This window comes from Clostridium estertheticum (genome assembly GCF_026650985.1).
Classification (GTDB): Bacteria; Bacillota; Clostridia; order Clostridiales; family Clostridiaceae; genus Clostridium_AD; species Clostridium_AD estertheticum_C.
Map to the genome: position 1 here is coordinate 18,749 of NZ_CP086240.1, position 17,018 is coordinate 35,766.

20 protein-coding genes and 1 pseudogene are annotated in these 17,018 nt (G+C 30.4%); 10 read left to right on the top strand and 11 right to left on the bottom strand.

What is annotated here, in order from left to right:
• Positions 1 to 82: 82 nt before the first annotated feature.
• From LL038_RS24805 to LL038_RS24825, 5 genes are all read left to right on the top strand, one after another.
• Positions 83 to 1,225, top strand: a complete 1,143-nt coding sequence (locus tag LL038_RS24805; protein ID WP_216128085.1) for an acyl-CoA dehydrogenase family protein — start codon at positions 83 to 85, stop codon at positions 1,223 to 1,225.
• A gap of 320 nt (positions 1,226 to 1,545) precedes the next feature.
• A complete protein-coding gene (locus LL038_RS24810) occupies positions 1,546 to 1,848 on the top strand; it encodes a hypothetical protein (protein WP_216128087.1) in 303 nt (100 codons plus the stop codon).
• A gap of 60 nt (positions 1,849 to 1,908) precedes the next feature.
• Positions 1,909 to 2,181: a hypothetical protein gene (locus LL038_RS24815; RefSeq protein WP_216128089.1), complete on the top strand. Its 273-nt coding sequence runs from the start codon at positions 1,909 to 1,911 to the stop codon at positions 2,179 to 2,181.
• A gap of 148 nt (positions 2,182 to 2,329) precedes the next feature.
• The gene (locus LL038_RS24820; protein WP_216128091.1) at positions 2,330 to 2,719 is read left to right on the top strand and encodes a YmaF family protein; all 390 of its coding nucleotides are present in this window, start codon (positions 2,330 to 2,332) and stop codon (positions 2,717 to 2,719) included.
• 322 nt (positions 2,720 to 3,041) lie between these two features.
• Entirely contained in the window at positions 3,042 to 3,299 is a 258-nt protein-coding gene (locus tag LL038_RS24825) for a hypothetical protein (protein WP_216128093.1), read from the top strand.
• A gap of 225 nt (positions 3,300 to 3,524) precedes the next feature.
• Here LL038_RS24825 and LL038_RS24830 read toward each other — a convergent pair whose 3' ends face one another.
• Positions 3,525 to 4,067, bottom strand: a complete 543-nt coding sequence (locus tag LL038_RS24830; protein WP_216128095.1) for a phenolic acid decarboxylase — start codon at positions 4,065 to 4,067, stop codon at positions 3,525 to 3,527.
• Positions 4,068 to 4,172: 105 nt separating this feature from the next.
• On the opposite strand from LL038_RS24830, the gene LL038_RS24835 reads away from it, so the two are divergent.
• Positions 4,173 to 4,730: a PadR family transcriptional regulator gene (locus tag LL038_RS24835; RefSeq protein ID WP_268056100.1), complete on the top strand. Its 558-nt coding sequence runs from the start codon at positions 4,173 to 4,175 to the stop codon at positions 4,728 to 4,730.
• Between the two features lie 83 nt (positions 4,731 to 4,813).
• Here LL038_RS24835 and LL038_RS24840 read toward each other — a convergent pair whose 3' ends face one another.
• The 4 genes from LL038_RS24840 to LL038_RS24855 form a co-directional block, all read right to left on the bottom strand.
• A complete protein-coding gene (locus LL038_RS24840; protein WP_268056101.1) occupies positions 4,814 to 4,942 on the bottom strand; it encodes a hypothetical protein in 129 nt (42 codons plus the stop codon).
• A gap of 129 nt (positions 4,943 to 5,071) precedes the next feature.
• A complete protein-coding gene (locus LL038_RS24845; RefSeq protein WP_216128157.1) occupies positions 5,072 to 5,485 on the bottom strand; it encodes a CGGC domain-containing protein in 414 nt (137 codons plus the stop codon).
• Between the two features lie 515 nt (positions 5,486 to 6,000).
• Positions 6,001 to 6,636: a hypothetical protein gene (locus LL038_RS24850; protein ID WP_216128159.1), complete on the bottom strand. Its 636-nt coding sequence runs from the start codon at positions 6,634 to 6,636 to the stop codon at positions 6,001 to 6,003.
• A gap of 13 nt (positions 6,637 to 6,649) precedes the next feature.
• Positions 6,650 to 7,474, bottom strand: coding sequence for a ParA family protein (locus LL038_RS24855; protein ID WP_216128161.1), 825 nt, complete (start codon positions 7,472 to 7,474; stop codon positions 6,650 to 6,652).
• Positions 7,475 to 8,039: 565 nt separating this feature from the next.
• On the opposite strand from LL038_RS24855, the gene LL038_RS24860 reads away from it, so the two are divergent.
• Both LL038_RS24860 and LL038_RS24865 read left to right on the top strand, forming a co-directional pair.
• A complete protein-coding gene (locus LL038_RS24860) occupies positions 8,040 to 8,408 on the top strand; it encodes a hypothetical protein (protein WP_216173125.1) in 369 nt (122 codons plus the stop codon).
• 99 nt (positions 8,409 to 8,507) lie between these two features.
• The gene (locus tag LL038_RS24865; protein ID WP_268056101.1) at positions 8,508 to 8,636 is read left to right on the top strand and encodes a hypothetical protein; all 129 of its coding nucleotides are present in this window, start codon (positions 8,508 to 8,510) and stop codon (positions 8,634 to 8,636) included.
• Positions 8,637 to 8,719: 83 nt separating this feature from the next.
• On the opposite strand, the gene LL038_RS24870 is transcribed toward LL038_RS24865, so the two are convergent.
• The 3 genes and pseudogenes from LL038_RS24870 to LL038_RS24875 all read right to left on the bottom strand — a co-directional run bounded on the left by LL038_RS24870 (position 8,720) and on the right by LL038_RS24875 (position 10,512).
• Positions 8,720 to 9,112 carry a hypothetical protein gene (locus LL038_RS24870; protein WP_418921896.1) on the bottom strand — a complete coding sequence of 131 codons (393 nt, stop codon included), beginning with the start codon at positions 9,110 to 9,112 and terminating at the stop codon, positions 8,720 to 8,722.
• Between the two features lie 52 nt (positions 9,113 to 9,164).
• Positions 9,165 to 9,254: pseudogene (locus LL038_RS25765) on the bottom strand (Tn3 family transposase); the annotation flags it as partial.
• A 10-nt stretch (positions 9,255 to 9,264) separates the two neighbouring features.
• Positions 9,265 to 10,512, bottom strand: coding sequence for an MFS transporter (locus LL038_RS24875; RefSeq protein WP_216127965.1), 1,248 nt, complete (start codon positions 10,510 to 10,512; stop codon positions 9,265 to 9,267).
• Positions 10,513 to 10,913: 401 nt separating this feature from the next.
• On the opposite strand from LL038_RS24875, the gene LL038_RS25770 reads away from it, so the two are divergent.
• Positions 10,914 to 11,036 (top strand): DUF3888 domain-containing protein, encoded by a 123-nt coding sequence (locus LL038_RS25770; RefSeq protein ID WP_375293045.1) that lies wholly within the window; start codon positions 10,914 to 10,916, stop codon positions 11,034 to 11,036.
• Positions 11,037 to 11,344: 308 nt separating this feature from the next.
• On the opposite strand, the gene LL038_RS24880 is transcribed toward LL038_RS25770, so the two are convergent.
• On the bottom strand, positions 11,345 to 12,550 hold the full coding sequence (locus LL038_RS24880) for an MFS transporter (RefSeq protein ID WP_216127953.1): 1,206 nt from the start codon (positions 12,548 to 12,550) through the stop codon (positions 11,345 to 11,347).
• 135 nt (positions 12,551 to 12,685) lie between these two features.
• On the opposite strand from LL038_RS24880, the gene LL038_RS24885 reads away from it, so the two are divergent.
• Complete coding sequence (locus LL038_RS24885; protein WP_268056102.1) at positions 12,686 to 14,011, top strand: PLP-dependent aminotransferase family protein; 1,326 nt, start codon at positions 12,686 to 12,688, stop codon at positions 14,009 to 14,011.
• A 678-nt stretch (positions 14,012 to 14,689) separates the two neighbouring features.
• Here LL038_RS24885 and LL038_RS24890 read toward each other — a convergent pair.
• Positions 14,690 to 15,853, bottom strand: coding sequence for an alpha/beta hydrolase (locus tag LL038_RS24890; protein WP_216127957.1), 1,164 nt, complete (start codon positions 15,851 to 15,853; stop codon positions 14,690 to 14,692).
• 114 nt (positions 15,854 to 15,967) lie between these two features.
• Complete coding sequence (locus LL038_RS24895) at positions 15,968 to 16,738, bottom strand: helix-turn-helix domain-containing protein (protein ID WP_216127959.1); 771 nt, start codon at positions 16,736 to 16,738, stop codon at positions 15,968 to 15,970.
• Between the last annotated feature and the right edge of the window lie 280 nt (positions 16,739 to 17,018).

The window sequence follows — 17,018 nt, forward strand, 5'->3', positions numbered from 1 at the left end:
AATTTTTAAATGTATTTGATTATGTTATTGTAAAACAAAGGGAAAAGAAAGACAAGGTAAACAAAAAAAGGAGGAAATATAAATGAATTTTAAATTTCAAGAAGACGAGCAAAAGGTAATTGATATAATTCATGACTTTGGAGTGAAAGAAGTTGCGCCCTTGGCTGCAGAACTAGACAAAGAGGAGAGGTTTCCAGCAGAAAGCAGACAAAAACTAGCGAATATGGGGATGATGGGAATTTGTTATCCAAAAGAATACGGTGGTGCCGGACATTCATATCTCAATTATATAGCGGTTATTGAAGAATTGGCAAAACACTGTGCCACTACTTCTGTAATGTTGTCTGATCATCATTCACTGGGTAGCTGGCCAATATTTGAATATGGTACAGAAGAACAAAAAAAGAAATTTTTAACTCCACTTCTTAAAGGTGAAAAATTGGGAGCATTTGCAGTGACAGAACCTATGGCAGGAAGTGATGTAGGAAATCAACAGACAACAGCTGTTGATAAAGGCGATTATTGGCTGTTGAATGGAACAAAAATCTTTATTACAAATGGTTTTTATGCTGATACCTACTTTGTGACAGCAATGACAGACAAGAGTCAGCGACATAGAGGAATTTCAGCATTTATCGTAGAAAAAGGAACTCCCGGATTTAGCTTTGGTACAAAGGAAAAGAAAATGGGAATCTGTGGTTCCGCCACATATGAGCTGATTTTTCAGGATTGCAAAATTCCAAAAGAAAACCAGCTAGGAGAATCAGGAAAAGGATTTAAAATGACTTTGGCTACATTGGATGGTGGACGAATTGGTGTCGCAGCACAGGCTCTTGGGATAGCACAAACTGCAATTGATCATTCTGTAAATTATGTAAAAGAACATACACAATCTGGAGAGCGGATTTCTCAGTTCCAATATGCACAATGGGAACTTGCAGATATGCAAACAAAAGTGGACGCTGCACGTCTACTTGTATACCGTGCAGCACAGGCGAAACAAGACCACGAGCCATTCTCTCATTTGGCGGCTATGGGTAAATTATATGCGGCAGAAGCAGCTACCAATGTAACCCGTCGCTGTCTTCAGCTAGCAGGATATGATGGATGTTCTTGTGACTTTCCTTTTGAGCGTTTTTTTCGAGATGCTAAAATCACAGAAATCTATGAAGGAACAAGCGAGGTGCAAAAAATGGTTATTTCATCATGGATGGGAGTTAAATAACAAACATAATATTATTATTCACGACATTTATTGTATATGCACATATAGCCTATAGACCCAAAGTGAATGTAACTCAATTGGTATTGTGTTACATTCACTTTATTTTTTTGATAGATAAAATAAAACCTGAGGGTGTATAATTGTCCTTGTATGTTAGAAAATAAAATATTACCATTAAATTTTTACTCCTATTACAATTAACTGTTATACTGATTACATTTATTATATAATTAAGAGGCATTTATTATGAACGGTGAAGGTAAAATGAAAAGAAATAAAATTTAACTATGGAACAAGATCTGAATTGAGGTGGTGATAATATGTTTACAGTTTTAGTGTTTATAATTAGTTTTATATGTATAGTGGGATTAATAAAGTTGAGTACAAATAAATTTAGTAAGTATATAATTAATAAAATTACCATTGACAATACTGACTTTAACTATATAGAAAAAATACAAATGAGATTTAGTAAAATAGTTATGTGTTTAGATCCCATTTTTTTAGTTTTGTTTATGTTTACTGAATCAATGACGATATTAGCTGTTATGACGATCATAAATATTATCCTTATAATCTCTATGGGAAGTTTTTCAAAATTAAAAAATAGTATGAATAAATAATTGATGGTAATTTAAATAGCAATGTATGCAATAAGATAGCTATAATTGGGGAGGATGAATATGGCAGATTATAATGAATTTTTATCTGAATGGGAACCAATTCACAAGAAAGGTATTATTGCCTATGTGAGTAGGTATACTTTAACTTTTTTAGCAACTTATCTTTTGGCATTTATTATTATTATTGTAATAAATGGTTCAATTAAAACAGAAAAAACAGGTGAAATACTTATATATTCTATAGTTTCAATCATATTTTATGCAATTGTTTTTATATTTAAATGGACTTGCTCAGAAAAAAAATATAAAAGAATTGTAAATGAACCTAATTAAGAAAGATCTTATTAGTCGTTCTAACTTCTTTGATAAGATACATTATTCTATAGTATAGACTTTAAAATATTGCTGCTTTTTTATATTTGGTTCAATATTAAAACAAGTTACATATAATAATAATGTCTTAAAATAAGGAGTGATGTTAATGTCAAAGCATGATGATAATTGTGGCTGTGAAAAAAAACATGATGATAAAGAGTGTAAAAAAGAAAATCAATTTCACGACCATGAATTTTTAGGAAGCGTTAGATTAGCTGAAGTAGGTAGTGAGGATGTTCATAATCATAGATTTGCTGGAGTATCAGGTCCTGCAATACCAGTTCAAGGTGGGCATGTTCATAAAGTTAAATCAAGAACAGACTTTTTTGACCACTTTCATGAATTTGAAGCGACTACAGGTTTACCAATACCCGTTGGCAATGATGGCAAGCATGTCCATTTTGTAGAGGCTAAAACTAATGTCGTTGATGGCCATTTCCACGAGTTAATATTTGCTACACTTATAAATGCTCCAATATTTGAAGAAGAAGCTTAGTATAAATGTAGTTAAGACATTGCTGTAAAACGCAGTGTCTTCTTCATTTTTTTGAGTGTTGATTTCTAATAACTTTTACATCAACTCAATCTTAGATTCCTAGTATACGATTCACTTATAGATAACTGAACACAGTTTAAAAAGAATGCTTACAAATGTAAATTACTCGCTAAAGGAGTAATTTTTGTGTAAATAACATAATTGATAAATTCGCATATTGTTTATGTCACAGTATATCTTTATCTGAATAACATAGAGTAGCAGTTAGAAGAACTGATACTGCTAGGAGGTAATACTATGTATAGTTATTGGCACGCTGATAGTGATAGACATGAATGTAACAAGTGCAACAGACATGAATGCGACGAATGTGATAGACATGAATGCAACAAGTGCAACAGACACGAATGCGATGAATGTGATAGACATGAATGTAACAAGAGCAACAGACACGAATGCGACGAATGTGATAGACACGAATGTAACAAGTGCAACAGGCACGAATGCGACGAATGTGATAGACATGAATGTAACAAGCGCAACAGACACAAATGCAATGAATGTGATTGATATTCCTTAAAAGTTGTACAAGCTATAAATTCATAAATAAAACTCGTTTTTTATTTATGGTATGAAATATAAATGTCGTGAAAGATTGATTTCACGGCATTTGTTATAAAAGTTCGTTTATTATAGTTCACGTTTTGTTGGATGTTGGTGATAACACTATATACAAGGATATTTACGGCTAAACAAAAAAGACCTTAGGTGTTACTCTAGGTCTTTTTTTATTTATGATATTTTCTTATTTTTTGATTCTCTTGTAGTTTTCATCGAAATATTTGCCTTTACGAATATCATCTGTCATGCCTTTATAAGGAGTTTCATTGATAACATCTTCGTTATTTTGTCCTGCATCAGCCATATAAGTGATTTTTGCAAATTCAGGAACAATATATTTGGGATAAGTTTCGTATTTTTCCCTTGCTTCTTCCATTAAATCAATGTGTTCATTTTGATAAGTTACTGTAATTTCTGGATGTTCATGAACCCATTTAGGGAAGAAGATAACGCCGTGTAATCTTCCTTCATTTGGCATGAAGTCTAAAGCTACATCAGTACCAGTTGGTTCAGTCCAAGTGATTTTAAATACACCATCCGTTAATTTAACAATATCTGCTTCTTGGTCTGTTACCCAACGTCCGGCTACCATTCCACCATGGATACGATAGTCAACGGTATGGTCATTCTTTGCATACCATTCATATTCCCAACCATTATCATAAGTGTAGATAAAGTGAGTTCCTAAAAAATCCTCTAAGTTTTTAAATACTTTTTTTTCTGTCATTGTGTTACCTCCTAAAAGTGTAAGAATAAACATGTAAATATAAACATGTTTTAACTATATGTATTATGTTATACTTATTAAAGATAATTGTCAAGGAGGCTAAATATGGCTAAGAAAAATATACTAAAATATATTATTCTTGGACTTTTGGAAAAGCAAGAGTTAACAGGATATGATATTAAAAAGATTTTCGAAGATGAAATTGGAGAATTTTGGAGATCTAATCATAGTCAGATATATCCTGAACTGAGAAAATTACAAGAACAAAAATTGATTAGTTTTCGAGTAGAAATTGTCGGAAATAAACTTGAAAAAAAATACTATACCCTTATGGATGATGGAAAAGCAAAACTAAATGAGTGGATTTTCGTTCCTACACCAGAGTTATTGGCAACTAAGGATGAGTTCATTTTAAAGTTGTACTTTATTGATGATAAAAAAGACGGAAAATTAGAAAAGATGTTCGAGGAACAAATAATGTTGCACCAAGAGAAATTGGAACATTTAAAATTTAGGATGCAGACTATTTTTGCTTCGCAAAAAGAGAAAGAATTAAACTATGGGCATTATCTAATATTAAATCACGCCATTAATCGTGAAGAAGGATACTTACTATGGCTTACAGATCAGTATATATACATAGAAAAGAACGAAGAACTGTAGTCATAGGGGTTCACAAAGAGTTCAGAATTGTAGATTTATAACTAACATAACCACAATACATGCAATACTTCTTTATTAAATATTTATTTTCTCCCCCTTAGCTTTATGATAAAACTTTGAATGCTTGGCAATGAGATCATACACGTAATTATGACTATAGATAATAATCCTTTTGAAGTTAACTCACCAACTACAACTACATTCCAATTCATAGTCATTGCTCCCCTCTTTAATATACTAAATCCCCACATCTAATGATATGGGGGTTCCTTATGTCGACATAAATGAATAACTCGAAGTAGCCTTGTTTTTTCTTCTTTGAATAATATGGTTAATTGATTTTACTGATAGCAGTTGTAAGTACCTTCTTCTCTTTTCCTTTCAGCATTGTCACTTATGAAAGAACCATCAACAACATTTTTATAACCTTTCTTTGTAACTATCTCCTTGATATAGTCTGCGTGAGGACACCTATCGTAGTGATAATTGTCAGTTACCATGCAAGATGATAAGTGAACTACAACTTCATCTTTACTAATATTGTTTTTTTTATATAACTTCTTAGAGAAATGTTCTAATTTTGAAGCAACTCCCTTTCCACAACATCCCCCACAAGTAAAAGAAATATATCTTGTAGCATTATCATAATCTTTAAAGACTCCATCCTTATTGTAAAAAGCATTTGTACATGCAAATCCACTGCACCTTCTATGTGCAATGTCGCACTGAATTATAACAATATATTTAGTATTCATATTTCCCCCCTGTATTAGTTTATTTTATATTCTATAAAAAAAGTATAAATGATTACGCTACGTAAGGTGCAAGTAAAATTTGAAAACCCATAAGTTCGTATAATTTTACTGTTGAGACATAAATAATTTATTTGATTATACCATTATTACTTTAAATTACAGTCGCAGTAAAAGGCTAGTCCACAACAGTTTTCTTCTTCATGCTTCATGCGAAAACTGTTGTGGCACAAGCTCTTTAACTGCTCTTGATTAAAAGGAAGCTTTGGACAATCTTACTCACTGCCATGAAATAATATAATATATTAAATTTACGCTTACCTAAGCAGTAATCTTTCTATTTAATATTATTAGCAGTCAGTAAACTAGCCCAAAGCAAAACAATAATCCCCCTTCCCCCAGGGGTAACAAATCCTACTGCATTGCAGCAGGATTTGTTTTTATAATATTAAAAAAAACGATATGTTTTGCAAGTAGATCATCGCGACCCGCGGGTGAAAAATGGACAGGCCTTTTATCTATATATCGTATTCTTCCAAAGCTTTTCTAATAAGTATTTCAAAAATCTCTGTTTTCTTATAACCGGTTTTTATTGCTTCATTTTCAATCACTTCGACAATATCGGAGTTAATTGCAAATGATGTGATTCTAGCCTTTTTTTCTTTTTGACTTATTTTTATATTCAATTGTTTCGTTTCTTTATTATACATATTGCCTAGTAATGTACTTACAACGCTATTTTCATTTTCGCCAGATAACAAAACCATTTTATTTAATGTTTTAGAAAGCTCCATTGAAATATATACACCCATAGTTTTTTTATTTATCTTTTCTTTTTTTATAATTTTCTTTTTCTTTGTATTTTCTTCATTTTTAGATTCAACCTCATTACGATCATCGTAGGTCAATGATTTGTTGACAGAAACTTTATCGATAATTATTTCTTTTTCTTCTTCTATTGAAGTTGAATTTGGATTAAAAGGAATAAAATTTGCTTTAGCATCTAATAGGGTAGTCTCCAACTTCCCTATATTTTTCATAATTCTGTTGACTACAGCATCCTCCATATCTTTGCCAGACTCTATATAATTTTTAAATTTAATAATTTCACCATCTCTTTTGCTTGATATATCTCTAATATCATCGTTATTCATCCTATTTTTCCTCCTAGATTAATTCTTCATTTATTTTTTCTAATATTTTTTGGGTTAAATCTCTTATCTCTATTTTGCCTCTATTATCCGAAGGGTAGTTTATAGCTGTATAGCCTTCATCGAGAGATTTTACATACAGACTTAATAGAGATATACCTTTATCTATAAAATCATCTAAGAGCACAGTTTGTAGGTTTTCTTTTACCTTTTGATTATTAGTTTTTTGTCTATTGTCTACTTTAGATAAGAAAACATAATGTAGTAGTGGAGTTTCTCTCTTTTTGTTTACTTTATTTACTTGTTTTAATAAATTTCTAAGTCCGACTCTAGAAAATAATTGTGTTTCCATTGGAGATAAAACAATGTCTGCTGCGAAAAGTGCATTGTATACATTGCGGTCTTTGGTGGGTGCACAGTCTATAACAATAAAATCATATTCGCTTTTTATAGGAGCAATCTTTTCTTTCATTATTCTTGTATTATCCATTTCATTACTAATAGCATCTGGTGTATCGGAATGATCGTCAGTTGCTGGTATCAGAAAGATATTTTCAAATTTTGTGTTAATTACACAATCTTTTGCAAGTACATCTTCATCTGTCATTAAATTGAACATTGTATTTTCAGTAGTTTCAGATATTTCATCCTCAGATTTTCCTGTTAAAGTAAGTGTAGCATTTGATTGACCATCATTATCTATTGCCAAACATCTATAAGGTGTTCCGTCTTCCTTTTTGAAATCTGTTACTAAAGAATGTAACAAATTTATTGCGAATGTTGACTTACCTATACCACCTTTATTATTATAAATAGCAATGACAATAACATCTTTTTTCATTTATTTACGGCCTCCAAGTATTTATTCTATTTGTTTATGTATATATATATTAATTAATAAAATTATATATTATATATTATTATAAGTAAACAAAGATTTTAATATTTTTATATAGAAGTTTTAATATTAAATTATGAAAATGTTTATATAAAATGATATTATGTATCGATTATATTTCATATAATGTTTGTATATAATGATAGTTATGTTTTATTTTTTTTGAAAAACTTAATAAAAGTATATAATATTATTGGAATTATTTTTTATATATAAAAATATTAATATAATTACATAATGATTTTAATATAATTACATAATGATTTTAATAAATATATTAGTATATATTTATTAAAAATTGATGTATATGAAATGTTATGTTAATTAGAAAAGGGGGTAGCATGAGCAAAAATGATATTTCGTACGTTAAGAAAATTAAAACCCCATAAATGTAAATATTTCACTCGTTAAGTAACTGTAATAATAGTATAATTAAATAAATGTTTTGTGTCGCAGCAGTAAAAAATGTTGACGTAAAGATTCTGTTTTATTTAGAGGAGGTGTGACCATGAAAAATATTAATACATATAAAAAAATATCGATAATATGTTATGGCTTTTCTGTCTTAATTTTTTTTATAATTTATCTTTTAGGAATATTCTCTCCGCCAGGATACGAAATAGGTTATTTTCTATTCTTTTTTTATACTATAATGCCTATAACTACTTTAGTTAGTTCCCTTATTATTAGCATAAAAAAGGGTTATCTATTTTGGCTTTATCCTGTATTTGTTGGTCTTTTAGGTATACTAATTCCATTTTTATTAACTAAATCATTTGAATGGATGGGCTCATTTTTCGCTTTTTTCCCCGCATTGATTGGACTCGTACTAGGCTTGATTATAAGTTTTATAATAAAAAAATATAAAACAAAATAAAAAGTCAATTTAGTACGCTTCTTTCATTTATGTCGACATAAGGAACCCCCATATCATTAGATGTGGGGATTTAGTATATTAAAGAGGGGAGCAATGACTATGAATTGGAATGTAGTTGTAGTTGGTGAGTTAACTTCAAAAGGATTATTATCTATAGTCATAATTACGTGTATGATCTCATTGCCAAGCATTCAAAGTTTTATCATAAAGCTAAGGGGGAGAAAATAAATATTTAATAAAGAAGTATTGCATGTATTGTGGTTATGTTAGTTATAAATCTACAATTCTGAACTCTTTGTGAACCCCTATGACTACAGTTCTTCGTTCTTTTCTATGTATATATACTGATCTGTAAGCCATAGTAAGTATCCTTCTTCACGATTAATGGCGTGATTTAATATTAGATAATGCCCATAGTTTAATTCTTTCTCTTTTTGCGAAGCAAAAATAGTCTGCATCCTAAATTTTAAATGTTCCAATTTCTCTTGGTGCAACATTATTTGTTCCTCGAACATCTTTTCTAATTTTCCGTCTTTTTTATCATCAATAAAGTACAACTTTAAAATGAACTCATCCTTAGTTGCCAATAACTCTGGTGTAGGAACGAAAATCCACTCATTTAGTTTTGCTTTTCCATCATCCATAAGGGTATAGTATTTTTTTTCAAGTTTATTTCCGACAATTTCTACTCGAAAACTAATCAATTTTTGTTCTTGTAATTTTCTCAGTTCAGGATATATCTGACTATGATTATTTATTAGGATTGTTAAATGAATAAAGTGTGAGCTCAGATATATCTCTTATCCTTGGAGCAAAACGAAATCCTAATAAATGTCTTAACCCAAATTTTTCAACTCTAAGTAAGATTATTCAAACTATCTTTTTCATAATCGTAGTTTATAAATTTCTTAAAAGATTTTACAAAGTAAAATGGAATTATTATAATAACCACCAAAAATAAGGAAACTGAAATAATAACTCTAATTGAAATAAAACCAGCTAGTACACCGCCAAGCGCCATGGCAAAGGGGGTAAGTCCTTGAGTAGTCATACTCATAAAAGCCATTACTTTCCCTATCATTTCCCTAGGTGACGCAGCCTGTACTGTAGATAATAGAATTACATTTGCAATTGAATTAAATAATCCGCCAATAAATAAGAATATATCCATAATCACAAAAACCGACTGATTTATTGCAATAATAATACTTATACTAAATATTACAATCGATATAATGAATAATTTTAACTTTCTATGAGGTGGAATGGATTTAACAGATAAAAAAACGTACCCAGCCATAGCACCTCCCATAAAACATGCCATGGCAACACCGTATCTGACTGCTCCAAGAGAAGGAGTTCTTTGAAATAAGGGCAATAAAAGAATGAGTACAATGAATAGAAAAAAGTTTAGAACTGCTGCTATCAGTAATAGGTATCTTAAACCTTTCAGCTTCCATATAAAATGAAAACCGTCACTCATGTCTTTCCAAACATTCTGCTTATTATAGTTTTCATTTTTAGGAATGTTCACAAAAAATAGTGAAACTCCAGAAAACAAATACGATAGACCGTTAAAAATAAATAAAAATGGTGCACCTAGTAGTTGAAAAAGGAATCCGCCAGCGACATTGCCAAGCATATTCGATCCAGTGGAAGCAATTGATAACATAGCATTTGCATTTGATAATTTTGATGTAGAAACAATATCAGGTACTGAAGAATTAACTCCGGGACGGAATACAGCTCCACAAATGCTCAGTATGATACCTGCTACAAATACCATCCAAACTGCTATTACTCCTGTAAAGGCGGCAGCCGAAACAAGCACAATACTTAGTCCTCTGATCATATCCATCAAAATCAATAAATATTTTCTGTTATGGCGATCAATTAATACACCGGCGAATGGCGATACTAATACACCTGGTAAAGTTGATGCAGCCATGAGCATACCCATCAGTGCAGTTGAACCGGTAACTGAAAGTACCCAGAAGCCTAACGATACACTGTAAGCTGCATCACCTAATGTTGAAACAAGTTGGCTTTGCCATAAAATAAAGAAACTGGATGTCCAAAGGTTTTCTTTCTTAGCTTGTAACATGAAATCATTCTCCTTAATTCGTATTTTCCTATAGTTACTTACTAAATTAGTTCTATGATTTTGTGTTTTTGAGGTGCTTTGTATCCTCACATTGAATAAGTGAGTTGCACATTGAACAATTATAATTTTTTGTTACCACATTGAAAATATTTCCGTTTTCTTCAATTTCCCTTTCAACTGTGGATTCTACGGTATCTCTTAACATTTAATATTTACATAAATTCTAAAATCATTTTTAGTTCAGCATAAAATACAATCATATAACAATTTTCAAGTTAATTATACCATTATGTACCATAAATTACTGTTTTTTAGAGCTGGTGGATTATAAAATGTTTATCCATTTTATGTCTTAGAGTGGGTTTTGTCGGAAATGTTGGCTCTACCCCTATAAGTACATTATTGATATTCAGGTTGAGACTTTTACTGGTCCACATAATCCTCCTAGGGGTACAGAAACAATTACTATAAGCACTGATCCATATGGTACAAAAGTTAGTAATTATACTCATAAATCAAAATAGTCATTAATGAAATAATATTAGTGCAATTAGGGTAGTTTTGCCTAGCCCGCCAAAAGGATATATTAGAGCCAAAATATATTATTAATATGAATTTTAGGTGTTTTGAAAGTTACACAATGTATTTGTGTAACTTCCACTTTCCTTATTTAGCAACGATTTTGAATATTTTATATGAAAAGCATAAATTGAATGTTACTTAATACTAATAATTGATATTGTTATGTAACATAACTTCAACTTTGATCCTAACTCATAACCTTAAATATGCTAATATACCTTTTTGGCGGGTAAGGTAAAAACACCAATTTCTACATTTTATTAAAGTGTAGTTTGGCAGTAATAAAAATAAAGAAAACAATTCCCAAAGCAAGAACGGACCAAAGAATTTTATAACTTACTTGAGAAAGCAACCAACCGCTAAAAGCGGTACCTAATCCACCACCACTAAAAAGACATAACCCAATTAATCCTGCAGGGAGTCCTTTAGTTTCAGTTGATACCTCAAAAGCTATAGTTGCTAATGTAGATTGGATAAAAATATAACCAAAGCCTAAACTAATTGTTGATATCCATATAGCTTGCCAACATGAAAAAATTATTAAGAGAAAAGCTGAACATAAAGCTAAACATTCACCTATTATAATTATTTTTTTCTTCCCGAATTTTTGTCCTAGTTTACCAACTTGAGAACCCGCCAGCAGACATGCAAAACCATAGAACATTATTACAATTCCAGCCTGTAAATAATCTAATCCTGTAATCTCATGTAGAAAAGCACCCATATAGCTGTATAAACCAAGTAACAAAAAACCTGTTAATAGAGACAATGGGAAAATTATTTTCCCTTTTTCTGTAAATAAAATCTGTTTAACTTCTTTTAAAAAGTTATGGGATATATGTGTTGGGGAGTTATTTGGTAATTTGTGCAAGAAAAATATGGTGATAATTGATATTACAGCAAAAACAATGAATGCTATTCTCCAACTGTAGTATTTAGACAATGCGCCACCTAGTCCAGAACTTACACCTTGACCGAGGAAAACTATACCCATAAACTTTCCTATATAGATTTGACGATCAAAAATTGGAACTGTATCACCAATTAAGGCTAATGATACAGCAATAATACCAGCAGCAAAAAAGCCTGTAAATGCTCGCCAAATACACAACATCAGCAAGGAACTCGCAAAGGCACAACCAAAAGTACCTAAAGCAAGTCCACAGAGAATCCATTGGAGTATTTTGGTTTTACTCCAGCGATCACTTAAAAACCCATATATAGGTTGCATCATTCCATAAGGTATCATGTAGGATGTCAATATATTTCCTGCTTTAGAAACTGGCACACTGAACCCAGCTGCAATGGCAGGAAGTGAGGGAGAAATAAACCAGTTGTCAGCAGCAGAAATAAAACCTGCAAGACCTAATGTCAAAATTAATGTAGTATATTTTAAATATACATTATTTTTTTTGAATATAACTTGTGTTCCATTTTCAGTAAGTAAATGTTTCATGTTAAATACTCATCGCCTTTTAAAAAAATTATAGTATTTTGTAGTATAGTGAAAGTATATAAAAATTGCATAGTTTAAGCAAGAATAGAAATTTTAATGTGGGCTGGTACAGATATTCAGAAAGAAGGTGTTTTGATGAAATATGAAACTATTTTAAGATATATAAAAAGTGAAATATTAATGAAAAAGATTAATGCAGGTGAAAAGTTACCATCAATAAGAAGTATATGTAAGAAATTTCAATGTAGCAAAATAACGGTTGTTAAGGTATATGATTTGTTAGAAAAGGAGCATATAGTGTACTCAATACCTAAAAGTGGGCACTATCTTATTGAAAACAGTTTAAATCCAAATAATAACATTTCAAATAAAAATATAGATTTTTCTACATCTATACTTGATACACGTATTTTACCTTATGAAGACTTTCAGCATTGTTTAAATCAAGCAATGGAATTATATAAGAAGAAATTTATTTCTAATTCCAGTACACAAGGACTTGAAACTTTAATCAATGTGATAGCAAAACAACTTCAAGATTATCAAGTGTTTACTAATAAACAAAATATTTTCATAACCTCAGGTTCACAACAAGCTATCAATATATTAACAATGATGCATTTCCCAAATGGTGGAGAAAATGTGCTTATAGAACAACCAACATATTATGGAGTTATTAAATCACTAGAGCTTAATAATATAAATACCATAGGCATTAAAAGAAACTTAGATGGAATAGACTTTAATGAACTTGAAAAGATATTTAAGTGTAATAATGTTAAATTTTTTTATATCATTCCAAGATTTCACAATCCTACGGGTTTTTCATATTCCAATAATGATAAGAGAAAAATATTAGAGCTAGCTGAAAAATATAATGTTTATATAGTTGAGGATGACTATCTTGCTGATTTAGAAGTTGATAAAAAATCAGATCCAATATATTCGTTAGATTCATCATCTAGGGTAATATATTTAAAAAGTTATTCAAAGATAGTATTGCAAGGATTAAGAGTTTCAGCCGTTGTGCTTCCAAAAGTGCTATTAAAAACTTTCGAAGAATATAAAAAATGGAATGATTTGCACACATCTTTAATTTCACAGGGCGCTTTAGAAATTTATATAAAAAATGGTATGTTTAATGAACATATAAAAAAACTTAAAGAGGTATATTCTGAAAGGATGAGTTATCTTAATATACTAACAAAAAGTTTAAATAGGGCTGATATAATATGGCATGTTCCTAATTCGGGTTTTTTTGCGAGCTTTGAAATTACTAATAATGTACGTGCCAAAGATATTATCAAAAGATTAAACATAAAAAATGTATTATTTAAATATCCAAAGACATTTTACCTAAATAATTGTATAGATGAAAATTTAATAAGATTAAGTATAAGCAGTGTAAATACTAATGAAATTAAAAGGGGAATATTTATGCTTTTGAAGGAAATGTATTAATATGGGTATTTTTGCTCATCCCCCCGAAAAGGTGGAATAGGCAAATCACTAATTCGATAATCTACGAAATATAGCCATTCCAAAACATACTAAATTTAGTGAATTAGCATCCATGTTTTTAGAAAGAAAAGCCACAAGCTCCGTTGTAATTTCCGTTAATTCGTAAGGTGTGCAATCTTCTAATTTTTTCATATAAAATTGATAAGAATTGGTATTTTACTAAATCATTGCTTAATACAACAATGGTAATATCGTCATCAATATATTTCTCAAAATGAGAAGCGTAACCATTTGGAATGTCCCCACCATGGCATATACTTTTACAATCAAAATGTTTTTTTACAAACAATCCATATCCATATTTTACATATTTGCCGTCATAGTAAATTTCATACGCATGTCATACTCTTTCCCCTATATATTAAAATAACCTTTACGTTATGTTTAATTGCAAATTTGTCATGAAACATACATTTAATCATACCATAATTACCATAAATTAAGTATATCTATAAATCTTTTAAATGGGTAACAGCCTCAATCTGAATGTAACTCAATTGGTATTGTGTTACATTCAGAATATCAATAAGCACTTAAAGCAAGTTTCCCAATATCATTAGATAGGAGGAACTTGTGACGACTTACAAGAATATTTCGAAGTAATGAAGTTTCCCTTAGTTAATGTTTAATCAGTTCTATCCAATTAATCATAGTATCAAGAATAAGCTTTGTATTCCCCATATTGCAATGATTAGAAGCGCATTCTTTGTCTGTAAAGAGACGAAAGGTTAGGGAGTGTACATTATTCAAAGAATCTAATTCGCCCTTAAAAAGTTTGTAATCAATAAAATGATCCTTATTTGCTCCTATAACTAACACATCTTGATCAATTAGGTGTCCAACATCAATCATTTGGAATTCATTTAGTTTTACTACATACTCATAAGGGGATTTTGCATTATAAGCATACATACCGTGCTTAATTCCCCAGTCTATTGTAGGATTTTTTTTTGACTTCATTTTAAAAACTAAATTTAATATTGGCGCTGCGTGAAGTAGCATTAATATCTTTATTACTTTTTGAAGTGAAGACGGAATCATGCCTAATACAACAAAAAAGAAGTTGGGAAAAATTGACCATGCAATAACTCTCTTGATTCTTTTTTCATAAGCAGCTGCTCTAGGTGCTAGCATTCCACCTAATGATGCACCTATAATAGTAACACCATCAAGATTAAGATAATCGATTATAGCCGTTACCGGCTTCTCCCATTGATAAGTAAAATGTTTTCCTTGGGTACGCATCACACCTCCTTGTCCAGGTCCTTCGAAAAGATATACATCAAAACCATGCTCTGCAAAATAGAGCATGGGAAAGAATAATTCTTCCATATAAGAGTCATTCCCTCCATGCAATAAGATAGTATCCTTCTTTTCTCCTACTGCTTTTGTATATAATACTGGAAGATTTACTTCATCATAAGGAACTTCATAACGTACCACGGTTCCATCCTCAAAGTATTCCTTATAGTAATCATAGAACATATCAGTAGCTAATTTATAATATTTTATCTTATCCGGATCTCCATCATACATAAAGAACTCACTCATTCGATAATATCCAATAGCCTCTTTTATTCTGCTCTCTTTTTTTGCCTGATCACCTATTTGGAGTAACTCTTTTTTCCATGATGCACTATCTTTGATTTTCTCAGCAATCTTCTTGACATCTTCCAAATCGCCACCATTCCACATTACTACACGGTTTAATTGGTAATTGAAATTGGGCTCCTTATTTAAATTATATATTCCCTTTACAAAAGTAATTTTATCTTTCTTCATTTTATCTTCTCCCATATTATAATTTTAAACTTAAAAGGCATAGTATTTTATTACCTTAGATATACCTTTATTATAATTAAGGATTGAAAATAAAACTTCTAAATAAGTGCTAAATTATATCTGTATAAATATTGCATCTTTTCGAAATCTATTTGCCGAGAGTCCAAACATATTTTTATTTGTTGTAGCAAAATGAGAAGGGCTATTAAATCCGGCCTTTATTGATGAGTCTGTGATATTTTCTCCCGAAAGCATGTATTTGTACGTCTTTGCTATCTTCATAATTACTAAAAAACTACTTATGGATATCTTGGTCTCTTTCTTAAATAAATGAGAGAGTCTGCTTTGAGATAGAAATACCATTTTGGCCAACTCTCCTATGATACCTTCTTTAATTTCTTCTCTACCTCGAAGCAAGCATAATACTTTTTTAATTCTATAGTCCTCAATATATGGTCTATTTGTATCTAAATTACAAGATTTTAGTATTCTTTCATAAGTATTAGAATATATTTTTTGAACCTGATGAGTATCACTTCTGTCTACCATACTCTCATTCCAAATAGACTTAATTTCTTTTACAATAGCTAAGTTTAAAGCATAGTAGGGCGAATGCCTTAAATATTTTCCTTCGATTTCCTTAGCTATATCCGTTGTTTCATCAAATAGATATACTAAAACATCATTTCCATCGCTTTCAATCCTATGAAATACATCCTGAGCAATCATAATTCCTTCACAAGTTACCTGTTCATCTTCAATAAAACAATTAATTTCTCCGCTTAAACTAATTATTAAATGCTTTGCCAAATGCTTATGCTTATCCGGATCATTGTAATCATCTATTAGAAGCGCATGATCCATAGCATAAAAAATTTCTGTCATAGAAAATCCACATAAACTTCTAAACCAAAACAATATGTAGTTAATATGCTCTGCTTTAAAAGCAAATTTGCCTTATCTATAAATTCTTCAAGAGATTGTACTGTCAGACTATTCATTTTGATCTACCTTCCATTTAACCATATATTTTTTTACTGAGATGACACAAAATAGTTATTTAATCATACCATAATTATCGCAAATTAAAGTCGCAATCAAAGGCTAGTCCATATCACATTTTCTTCTTCATGCTTCATGCGAAAATGTGATGTGGTACAAGCTC